Origin of the sequence: Vibrio sp. Makdt (assembly GCF_027587015.1) — a bacterium.
Taxonomy (GTDB): Bacteria; Pseudomonadota; Gammaproteobacteria; order Enterobacterales; family Vibrionaceae; genus Vibrio; species Vibrio chagasii_B.
The window spans coordinates 21263-30757 of the sequence record NZ_JAPPTH010000038.1; the positions used below are offsets into that span (position 1 = coordinate 21263).

General features: G+C 45.5%; 11 protein-coding genes. 8 read left to right on the forward strand and 3 right to left on the reverse strand.

The window, feature by feature from the left end:
• Positions 1–8: 8 nt before the first annotated feature.
• Positions 9–836, reverse strand: a complete 828-nt coding sequence (locus OH460_RS25945; protein WP_186171931.1) for a Cof-type HAD-IIB family hydrolase — start codon at positions 834–836, stop codon at positions 9–11.
• A 193-nt stretch (positions 837–1029) separates the two neighbouring features.
• Entirely contained in the window at positions 1030–2010 is a 981-nt protein-coding gene (locus OH460_RS25950; RefSeq protein ID WP_270000046.1) for an alpha/beta fold hydrolase, read from the reverse strand.
• Positions 2011–2091: 81 nt separating this feature from the next.
• On the opposite strand from OH460_RS25950, the gene rhtB reads away from it, so the two are divergent.
• From rhtB to OH460_RS25985, 7 genes are all read left to right on the forward strand, one after another.
• Complete coding sequence (gene rhtB / locus OH460_RS25955) at positions 2092–2709, forward strand: homoserine/homoserine lactone efflux protein (RefSeq protein ID WP_136981728.1); 618 nt, start codon at positions 2092–2094, stop codon at positions 2707–2709.
• 45 nt (positions 2710–2754) lie between these two features.
• Positions 2755–3975, forward strand: a complete 1221-nt coding sequence (locus OH460_RS25960) for an EAL and HDOD domain-containing protein (RefSeq protein ID WP_102423317.1) — start codon at positions 2755–2757, stop codon at positions 3973–3975.
• Positions 3976–4074: 99 nt separating this feature from the next.
• A complete protein-coding gene (locus tag OH460_RS25965; RefSeq protein ID WP_004740493.1) occupies positions 4075–4416 on the forward strand; it encodes an ArsR/SmtB family transcription factor in 342 nt (113 codons plus the stop codon).
• Between the two features lie 41 nt (positions 4417–4457).
• Complete coding sequence (locus OH460_RS25970; protein ID WP_239963016.1) at positions 4458–5462, forward strand: ArsJ-associated glyceraldehyde-3-phosphate dehydrogenase; 1005 nt, start codon at positions 4458–4460, stop codon at positions 5460–5462.
• 18 nt (positions 5463–5480) lie between these two features.
• Positions 5481–5972, forward strand: a complete 492-nt coding sequence (locus tag OH460_RS25975) for a cyclin-dependent kinase inhibitor 3 family protein (RefSeq protein WP_270000047.1) — start codon at positions 5481–5483, stop codon at positions 5970–5972.
• A gap of 96 nt (positions 5973–6068) precedes the next feature.
• Positions 6069–7289: an organoarsenical effux MFS transporter ArsJ gene (arsJ, locus tag OH460_RS25980; protein ID WP_136981724.1), complete on the forward strand. Its 1221-nt coding sequence runs from the start codon at positions 6069–6071 to the stop codon at positions 7287–7289.
• A 124-nt stretch (positions 7290–7413) separates the two neighbouring features.
• The gene (locus OH460_RS25985) at positions 7414–8427 is read left to right on the forward strand and encodes an acyltransferase (RefSeq protein WP_186171926.1); all 1014 of its coding nucleotides are present in this window, start codon (positions 7414–7416) and stop codon (positions 8425–8427) included.
• Positions 8428–8496: 69 nt separating this feature from the next.
• Here the strand turns inward: OH460_RS25985 and OH460_RS25990 are convergent, their stop codons facing one another.
• A complete protein-coding gene (locus OH460_RS25990) occupies positions 8497–8826 on the reverse strand; it encodes a DUF2500 domain-containing protein (RefSeq protein WP_004740515.1) in 330 nt (109 codons plus the stop codon).
• 244 nt (positions 8827–9070) lie between these two features.
• Between OH460_RS25990 and OH460_RS25995 the strand changes: the two genes are divergently transcribed.
• Positions 9071–9445: a hypothetical protein gene (locus OH460_RS25995; RefSeq protein ID WP_004740517.1), complete on the forward strand. Its 375-nt coding sequence runs from the start codon at positions 9071–9073 to the stop codon at positions 9443–9445.
• Positions 9446–9495 lie beyond the last annotated feature (50 nt).

Genomic DNA, 9495 nt, shown 5'->3' on the forward strand with positions numbered 1-9495 from the left:
GGGGTTGTTTAGAGTAGGTGTTTCTCTAAGTAGTGCGCAACGGCATCGTCAGCGTTGCTACCAATCACTTCATTGTCTGGTAGTGCTTGCATCACTTTCTCGTGTGAAGTGCCCATGATTAGGCCTTTACCTGCCATTGCCAGCATCTCAGCGTCATTCATACCATCCCCAAAGGCAACACAGTTATCCAGCGTTAGGTTCAGGGATTTCGCAACGGCGTCTAAAGCGTGGCCTTTAGATACTTCAGCGGCCATCACTTCCAGACACCAAGGCGTTGAGAAGGCAACGTTTAGCTTGTCTCCAAATGCTTCTTTTAGCTTTTGTTCAAACGTAACTAGATATTCGTGGTCTTGCTCTGGGTGAGTGAAGAAAACCTTGGCAATGCCGTCGTTCGGCGCATTGTCTGCTTCAAAGCGCTTGTAGCTGAAGCCAGATTCACTGTGGAACTTAGCCAGCATTTCATCTTCACGATCGAGTAACCAATCTTCATTCTGGTACATGTGAATGAAGATGTTTGGATCTTGGCGCACAATATCAATAACCGGTTGAACGAGTTCTTGAGGTACGTTTTGGCTATACATTAGCTGATCATTCTGGTCGTGTACGCGAGCACCGTTTGATGTGATCATGTAGGCCGGAATCCCTGCGATTTGACGAATTCCAGCTACATCGACGTGATGGCGACCCGTTGCGAAGATAAAGGTATAACCTTGCTCGTGTAACTTCTTAAGCGTTAGCTTGGTAAAATCGCTCAACTGATGGTTGGGAGCCAAAAGCGTACCATCTAAATCAGAGGCAACGATTTTCACGGAATCTTTAAGTGCAGGAATAGTCATTTAACCCTCATTGCAAAGTGCTTAACCAATATCAACACTAGCCAGCGCTAGCATCGTTTTAACTACAATATATCTACCCAGAAATTGTATGCCAAAATCATGCAAGAAAAGAGGGCAAAGCTCACTTACTTCTTTTCCTCTTTAATTGTTATCTTATGGCTCGCTGTTTCTTGTGTTGTTGATGTGATGAGTGCTAAGCAAAAAACTGATTAATGGCATCCAGTGTTTGATTGCGGTATTTGTCTTGCTCAAACAACACTTCATGCCTTGAGCCTTCAATGATTTTAAATTGGCAAGCCGAGTTGGTTTTCTTCAGTTTATTGATGAACTTCACCTGAGCATCGTTACTCACAATCTTTTCTTCACCAGCTTGAATCAGCAATAGAGGGATCTTGATTTGACGAGTCTGTTGGATTGACTGCTTGGCTGCCATTAACCCTTGCCATACCCAGCGAGTGCTAGCACCACCGACTTGCAGTGACGGGTTCTCTTCGTAAAGTCGGCGAAACCACTGATAACGCACCTGGCTTTGGCTCAGGAGATTATTCTCGAAGGGTTTCGAGTAGTAGGCTTGCTGACCTGGCGCGTAAACCGGTTTGGCGTGATAGGCGGTAAGCACTTGCCCAACAATCATTGCGATAGGCTTTAAGTACCACTCGGTGTTGATACCAAACATTGGGGCGCACAAGGTGACCTTATCAAATGGGTGGTCTGGATGGGTTTGTAGATAGCGTGTTGCGATAGTGCTACCCATTGAGTGGGCTAACAGATATCGCTTGGCATACTTGCTGAGGTCAAAACTGGCAATCATGTCAGACATATCAGATGCATAATCATCAAACTCATGAATGTGACCAATGTCAGAGTCTGCTACCATACGTTCCGACTGGCCTTGACCTTGATGGTCAAATGAATAAACGTCATAGCCTTGTTGATAAAAATCATAAAAGATTTCTTGGTATTTTTGGCAGCATTCAATACGGCCATTTGAAATCACAATGGCTTTGCTGTGCTTCTCTGAGGTGAGGCTGCACCAGTACAGTTTCTTTTTACCAGACGATGTTAAATACCCCTCTTTTCTTTGTTGCCAAAGAGCGTTGATCGGGTGTTTAATCGCATGATCGAACTGAGGTTCTTGAGTGTAAGGGAAGGTGGCTTCGCTGTGGTTTTCCATGGGAAATTACCTGAACTGATGCGTGTGAGAGCTTTATTGCTACTAATGTTGTTAGATTAAAGAACTAGTAAGGAAATGCAAATGGATACTCATGTTTGGCTTGCTTATGTTGTCACAGCGATTTTGTTTAGCTTGGCTCCGGGCTCGGGTACCGTTAACTCAATCAGTAATGGGCTTAGCTATGGCACTAAAAAGTCACTCGCATCAATTGTTGGCTTACAGCTTGGTCTTGCGTTTCACATTATGCTGGTGGGCGCGGGTATCGGTGCACTCGTTGCTAAGTCTGCGTTGGCGTTCACCATCATTAAGTGGGTCGGCGTGGTGTACTTACTTTGGTTAGGTATTCAAAAATGGCGTGATAGCTCGAGCCTAGTAGCATCTGAAGAAAGCTCTACTCTGTCGAGTGGCAAACTGCTGAGAAACGCTGTGCTTATCAACCTAACTAACCCGAAATCAATCGTGTTTTTGGTGGCTTTGTTTCCTCAGTTTATTGACCCTACACAACCTCAAGCACCTCAGTTATTTGTGCTAGGTGTGACGACAGTATTCATTGATAGCGTTGTTATGTTGGGTTACACCTCATTAGCGTCACAAATGGGACGTTTTATTCGCTCTGATCGCATAATGGGTAAGATAAATAAAATATTTGGTGGTATGTTCATGGGCTGCGGTGCTTTGCTAGCTGCCGCGAAAGCTTAGATTAAGCGACTGAGTTATAGTTAAACCAATCAGAGTTATCAAGAAATGACCGCTACATACGTTGCTCGACAACCTATCTTAAATCGCAAGAGGAATACACTCGGCTATGAGTTGTTATTTCGCGATGGAGAAAAGAATGCGTACCCAGCGCATATTGAGTCTAATCGAGCAACGTATCGTCTGATTGTTGAGAACTTCTTGTCTGTGGGTCTTAACCCTTCTATCCCATCTTCACGCTGCTTTATCAACTTCCCTTATCAAAGTTTGATTCGTCGACTGCCCTTAAGTTTGCCGAAAGATAAGGTGGTGGTAGAGATTCTGGAAACCTGCAAACCGACAGATGAATTGTTGGAAGCGGTTAAAGACCTTTACCAAGCAGGCTACATGATCGCCCTAGATGATTTTACTTCGACCCCAGAATGGGAACGTTTCCTTAAATACACGCATATCGTAAAGCTCGATATTATGCAGATGGGTTTGGATGAAGCGTGTGATTTAGTTAGGGCGCATCAAGGGAAAAAGTTTAGCTTTTTGGCGGAGCGTGTTGAGACCGAGCAAGAATTCCAGCAAGCCAAAGAGGCTGGCTTTAAGTTTTTCCAAGGCTACTTTTTCAATAAACCGGAAATCATCAAGAGTAAGTACATTAGCCCTGAGCAAGTGATTGCTATGGAGCTGTTCCAAGAAGTGTGTAAGCCCGATGTGGACTTTCAGCGGGTGGAAAGCATTGTTGCGAAAGATGTGGCGCTCTCATATAAGCTGTTGCGGTTTGTGAATACTATGTCGCCACGCCTTGAAGTGACCATCTCTTCTTTTCGTCAGGCTTTGGTATATCTAGGGCAAGAGAAGCTGAAAATGTTTGTCTCGTTAGCCGTCGCCTCTTATGTGTCCGATAAAAAGCCGAAAGAGCTGTATGGATTGTCTCTACAGCGTGCTCAGTTTTGTCAGCGTATGTCTCGCTATCAGGCATTTGAAGGGTACAGAGAGCAGGCCTTTATGATTGGCTTATTCTCCTTGTTAGATGCGCTGTTGGATTTGTCGTTAGAGAACTTAGTCGAGCAGTTGCCTTTGTGTAAAAGTATCAAGGTTGCTCTATTACGTAGGGAAGGGCCTTACGGTACCTTGCTTGCCCTTGAGGAGAGCTTTGAGCATGCGGATTGGCAGCAGATTGATGAGCACTGCGCTGATTTAGGGCTTAGCGTGGATCAGGTAAAAACTGAACTTACAGAAGCGCGTCGCTGGAGTCACACTGTGACCAACAAGCTGTAGTGTTGCTTTATTAAACTTTTATGACATTTAAAACGCACGCCTTGACGTGCGTTTTTTTATAACTAATATATACGTATATCCATATATGAGTATGTAGTTATGCTTCCTCACCAATTTTTTAAATTACTGTCTGACGAAACGCGAGTGCGTTGCTTAATGTTGATTGTGCGCCAAGAGTGCCTTTCTGTTGGTGAGTTGACTCAGGCATTACAAGAAAGTCAGCCAAAGGTATCGCGCCATCTTGCGCAGCTGCGTTCAAACGGCATTTTGACTGACGTTCGCCAAGGGCAATGGGTGTTCTATCGCCTTGCCAATGATTTACCGGGTTGGATGCTAAAGTTAATTGATGACCTTATCGCATCGAACTGTTTGAAAACTGAATACCAACAAGATATTGAGCGCCTAGAAGCGATGACTTCACGTCCTCAATGTTGCGTTTAATCGAATATTTTTAGATTCACCACTAACTGAGAGATATTAAAATGACAGTTAAAGTAGGTATTAATGGCTTTGGTCGTATCGGCCGTCTAGCACTTCGCGCAGCTTTCGATTGGGAAGAGCTAGAGTTTGTACAAATTAATGATGTAGCGGGTGATACTGCAACGCTAGCACATCTTCTTGAGTTCGATTCAGTTCAAGGTCGCTGGAACCATGAAGTAACAACTGAAGGCGATGAGATGATCATCAATGGTCAACGCATTAAAACCACACAAGAGCGCGACATCGATGCGATCGATTGGTCTGGCTGCGATGTGGTTATCGAAGCGACCGGTGTTCACCGTAAGACTTCTTTCCTAAACAAATACCTAGAGCAAGGCGTGAAGCGTGTTGTGGTATCAGCGCCAGTGAAAGAAGAAGGCATCGCAAACATCGTGGTTGGTGTGAACGACAACATCTTTGACCCAGCAGTACATAAAATTGTGACGGCAGCGTCTTGTACCACTAACTGTATCGCTCCTGTGGTTAAGGTAATCAACGAGAAGCTAGGTATCGAGAACGCGTCATTCACCACAATTCACGACCTAACCAACACGCAAACTATCCTAGATGCGCCGCACAAAGACCTACGTCGTGCACGTGCATGTGGCATGAGCCTAATCCCAACAACAACTGGTTCTGCTAAGGCGATTGTTGAGATCTTCCCTGAGCTAGAAAACCGCATCAACGGCCACGCAGTTCGTGTACCACTAGCGAACGCGTCTCTGACTGACATTATCTTCGAAGTGAAGCAAGACACGACAGTAGAAGAAGTTAACGCGATGCTGAAAGAAGCGTCTGAGAATGAGCTAAAAGGCATTCTTGGCTTTGAAGAGCGTCCACTGGTTTCTATCGATTATAAAGGCGACCAACGTTCTACTATCGTTGACGCACTGTCTACCATGCTGGTTGGTAAGCGTATGGTTAAGATCTACGCTTGGTACGACAACGAAATGGGTTACGCGACACGTACGGCTGAGCTGGTACGTACCGTCGGTCTTTCTAAATAAGAATCTGGAGAAGACACTATGACACATCCAACGTGGCAACTAGACCTTGAGAAAGGCGCACTAATCCTGACTCCATGCCCAGGTACTAAAGATGCTGATCTTGATGCATCTCTAGCACAACTGAAAGAGCAGGGCGTTGAAGCTATTGTGACTGCGCTTGATGATGCAGAGCTTGCAAGCAAAGACGTAGCAGCACTGGGCGAGAAAACACGTGCGCTAGGCATGCAGTGGTTTCAAATTGAAATTGAAGACGATTGTGCACCGGGTGCTGAGTTTGCAGCGAAATGGTCTGCAGCAAGCCCAGAGCTACACAAAATCGTTGATAGCGGTGCGAAAGTAGCGATGCACTGCATGGGCGGCTCTGGTCGCACTGGCTTGTTCGCGGCTCACCTACTGTTAGAAAAAGGCTGGGGCCTCGACAAGATCGTTCAAGAAGTTCAAGCACTGCGTCCAGGTGCTTTCACTAAACCTATACAGGTTGAATACATCAATGGCGTAGCGAATAGCTAACAGCCATCGTTGTTAGACAAGGAGCTTTTGGTATCTTGAGTGTTTAGCTTATCGTGATCCAAAAGCTCTTTTTGTTTTGATTGCAGAGATAGCGTTATGTTTTCAAATCTAAGCAAGAGTGTTCGCCAATACATGTTGGTGACTTTCAACTACTGGAATTTCACCATTACTGATGGTGCACTGCGCATGCTGGTGGTGCTGTATTTCTACGACCTTGGTTACAGCTCGTTAGAGATCGCCTCACTGTTCCTTTTCTATGAATTCTTTGGAGTGGTGACGAACCTAATTGGTGGCTGGCTGGGGGCGCGTCTGGGCCTCAACAAGACCATGAACATTGGCCTCGGGATGCAAGTCTTCGCTTTGGGGATGCTCGCACTGCCATCAGCGATGTTGACCATCCCATGGGTAATGGCAGCGCAGGCGTTGTCAGGTATTGCTAAAGACCTCAACAAGATGAGTGCCAAGAGCTCAATCAAGACTTTGGTGCCGGATGAGCAACAAGGTGCCTTGTATAAGTGGATCGCGATTCTGACCGGGTCTAAGAATGCGCTTAAAGGTGCAGGCTTCTTTATTGGTGGTTTGCTGCTCTCAACCATTGGTTTCCAATACGCAGTGCTTGCGATGGCGGCTGTGCTAACACTGGTCTTCATCGGCAGTGTGGTGAGCTTAGAGGCAGACATGGGTAAGGCGAAAACCAAGCCTAAGTTCAAACAGATCTTCTCTAAGTCTGAATCCATCAATATCCTATCGGCGGCGCGCATGTTCCTGTTTGGTGCTCGTGACGTGTGGTTCGTGATTGCTCTGCCAATTTATCTTGGTAGCGTATTTGGTTGGGATCACTCTTGGGTAGGTGGCTTTTTAGCGGCTTGGACCATCGCTTACGGCTTTGTACAAGGCATTGCGCCTAAGATTACCGGTAAAGCGAAGGGCAAGGTGCCAGATGGACATGCAGCACTGTTATGGGCGGGCGCACTGGCTCTGGTAACGGCGGGTATCGCTTATGCGGTGCAGATAGCATGGCAACCAGAACTGGTGATCATTGGCGGCTTGATGGTGTTTGGTGCCATCTTCGCGGTTAATTCATCGCTTCACTCATACCTGATTGTCAGTTACGCGAAAGGCGATGGTGTGTCGCTTGATGTGGGTTTCTACTACATGGCGAACGCGATGGGTCGCTTAATAGGCACAATCCTATCTGGCTTGGTATTCCAAATCGGCGGCTTGTCAGCTTGTTTGTGGGTCTCGTTCGCGTTTCTAGCAATAACGACGGTGATCTCGTTACGCTTGCCTAAGGTGCCACAAACCTCAGCGGCATAAGCTTCCGTCGGATTCGATAAAATCGCGATATGCTTCTCCTTTAACAATAAGCTGACTTGGTATTTATTCCGGTCAGCTTTTTTATTGCTATAGTAGAATGATTGAATATTAATCAGGCATTTACATGAAGCAGCGAATTCTCTTCTTTGATTTAGCACGATGTGTCGCGGCCGTAGCGGTTATCGCGATTCATGTTTTGGCACCTTATCGCAACGAGCTAGGAACCATTCCTTTTGGTGAGTGGCTAACGGCGATCACGGTCAATGGTTTCAGCCGTTGGGCGGTGCCTGTCTTTATCTTGATAACTGGCGCCCTGATGCTTAGTGACCAGCGCCCATTTGATGCCAAGTATTATCTAAAGCGCCGTTTGGGTAAGGTATTGATTCCTTTTATTGTCTGGTCGCTTTTTTATACCTACCTGTCTGGATGGTCGGCGATGGGCTTTGATGCCGATGTCAGTTGGGATGTACTGCTCAATAGCTATCACCACTACACCTACTATCACTTAGGTTTCTTCTACTACTTCATTCCACTCTATTTTGTGATTCCATTCTTACAGATCATGGTGAGAAAGTATGGTGATAAGGCGGTTTATAGCTTCACTGCGGTGTGGTTGTTTACCTCGTTACTGTTCTTACTCAGAATCGATGGTCCTTGGAGCCATGAGCTATGGCTTTACACTGGCTACTTGCCATTGGGGTATCTGCTGTACAAGAAAGTCCCACTTAATAAGTTTACCGTTAGCGTGAGTGCTGGACTTGGCGTATTGGCACTGTTGACCACAGTCTATATGGTGGTTGATGCGAGCTTAGCTGCAGAAGAGTACACGGTTGGTCGTTGGTTCTCCTACAAAACCTTGAATACGGTATTAGCTGCGAGCATGGTGTTTATGTTGTGTCGCTACTTTGGAGAAGGGTTGTCAGACAAAGGCAATCAAGTGGTTGGCTTCATCAGTAAACACAGTTTGGGTATCTACCTACTGCACCCAATCTTCTTGTGGCCAATGAAAGAGTTTGGTTGGTACCAAGGTCACCCAGCTTGGGTTATTCCATTATGGATAGTGATTAGCGGAGCGGGTGCACTGTGGATGAGCTGGATCGTTTCTAAGTCAGAGAAGACACGTTGGCTATTGCCTTAGCGATACGCTAAGGCATTTCGATATTGGTTTGTTGCTGATTATCGATGAGGAAGGGATGAAGCGCTAAGGTTAGCGCTTCAACGCAAAGTGTAAGAATTTATCGCCTTGGTAGGTTAAAGTCCCTTTGTCACCAGGGTTAAGAGCGTGGAAGTAGTGAATACCGACTTGGAATTCACGTTTCGGACCAACTACACCGCGTTGAACATAAATCCAATACTCTTGGTCTTCTTGACCTGGTTCTGCATCAGGAAGGTCGATGGATTGTTTATCTAATACCGTGACGTTCACTTTCTTTTCTGGTGCGTTCTCGCCTTGCATGTGTTTTCGATAAAAAACAAGAAATACCCAGGCCGCGAGACCTGCGAGTGCAAAGATGGCAAAAAAGAGTGAGTTAGGCATATAACCTCCATGTAGTCGTAATGGTTATTCTAGTCTTTCGGGCAATAGGGATATGTGTTTAAAGCCGCTATTCGTGAACTGCTGTAAGCAAAGCTGATTATTTTTCGGCAGATATCACATTTAATGGCCAGTTTGGGATAAAGCACTGTTATTTATTGTCTCTTTCTCTCGTAAATAGCAGTGATTTTGTATAAGAATAAGGAAATGCTCGACTAGAATTATAGTGTGGAGTGGGAGGGCCAAGATGACCGATATTGAAAAAGTGGTGACAAGAACTCGCAATATAGAGAAATTATTGAGACTTCAATATCACGCTGAAGGCGAAGGATTGCATGAGCTCGTAACAAGCTGTGAAGAAAGGCTACCGCACGATATGGTAAGCAAGTTGCGTTATATCGCGACTTGCCGAAATAAAGTAGTGAACGAACATGATGCTAAGTTGGAAGATCAACATAAGTTCATCATGATGTGTAACGACTGCGAGAAGGAGCTGACTCCACGTAGTGGTCGTTTTATATGGCGAGTTGCGATTTTGCTGATGATGGCAATGACTTTGGCTGCCGCGGGTTTCTACTATGCGAATTGGGACGTATTAACATTACATCTGTTTTCGAAATGAAAAAATTGAATAAAAAAAGGGACGCTCATGGCGTCCCTTTTTTTATCTGT

Coding starts and splice junctions, on each gene's coding strand:
- OH460_RS25945 (WP_186171931.1), bottom strand. CDS start 836: ATGACTATTCCTGCACTTAAAGATTCCGTGAAAATCGTTGCCTCTGAT.
- OH460_RS25950 (WP_270000046.1), bottom strand. CDS start 2,010: ATGGAAAACCACAGCGAAGCCACCTTCCCTTACACTCAAGAACCTCAG.
- rhtB (WP_136981728.1), top strand. CDS start 2,092: ATGGATACTCATGTTTGGCTTGCTTATGTTGTCACAGCGATTTTGTTT.
- OH460_RS25960 (WP_102423317.1), top strand. CDS start 2,755: ATGACCGCTACATACGTTGCTCGACAACCTATCTTAAATCGCAAGAGG.
- OH460_RS25965 (WP_004740493.1), top strand. CDS start 4,075: ATGCTTCCTCACCAATTTTTTAAATTACTGTCTGACGAAACGCGAGTG.
- OH460_RS25970 (WP_239963016.1), top strand. CDS start 4,458: ATGACAGTTAAAGTAGGTATTAATGGCTTTGGTCGTATCGGCCGTCTA.
- OH460_RS25975 (WP_270000047.1), top strand. CDS start 5,481: ATGACACATCCAACGTGGCAACTAGACCTTGAGAAAGGCGCACTAATC.
- arsJ (WP_136981724.1), top strand. CDS start 6,069: ATGTTTTCAAATCTAAGCAAGAGTGTTCGCCAATACATGTTGGTGACT.
- OH460_RS25985 (WP_186171926.1), top strand. CDS start 7,414: ATGAAGCAGCGAATTCTCTTCTTTGATTTAGCACGATGTGTCGCGGCC.
- OH460_RS25990 (WP_004740515.1), bottom strand. CDS start 8,826: ATGCCTAACTCACTCTTTTTTGCCATCTTTGCACTCGCAGGTCTCGCG.
- OH460_RS25995 (WP_004740517.1), top strand. CDS start 9,071: ATGACCGATATTGAAAAAGTGGTGACAAGAACTCGCAATATAGAGAAA.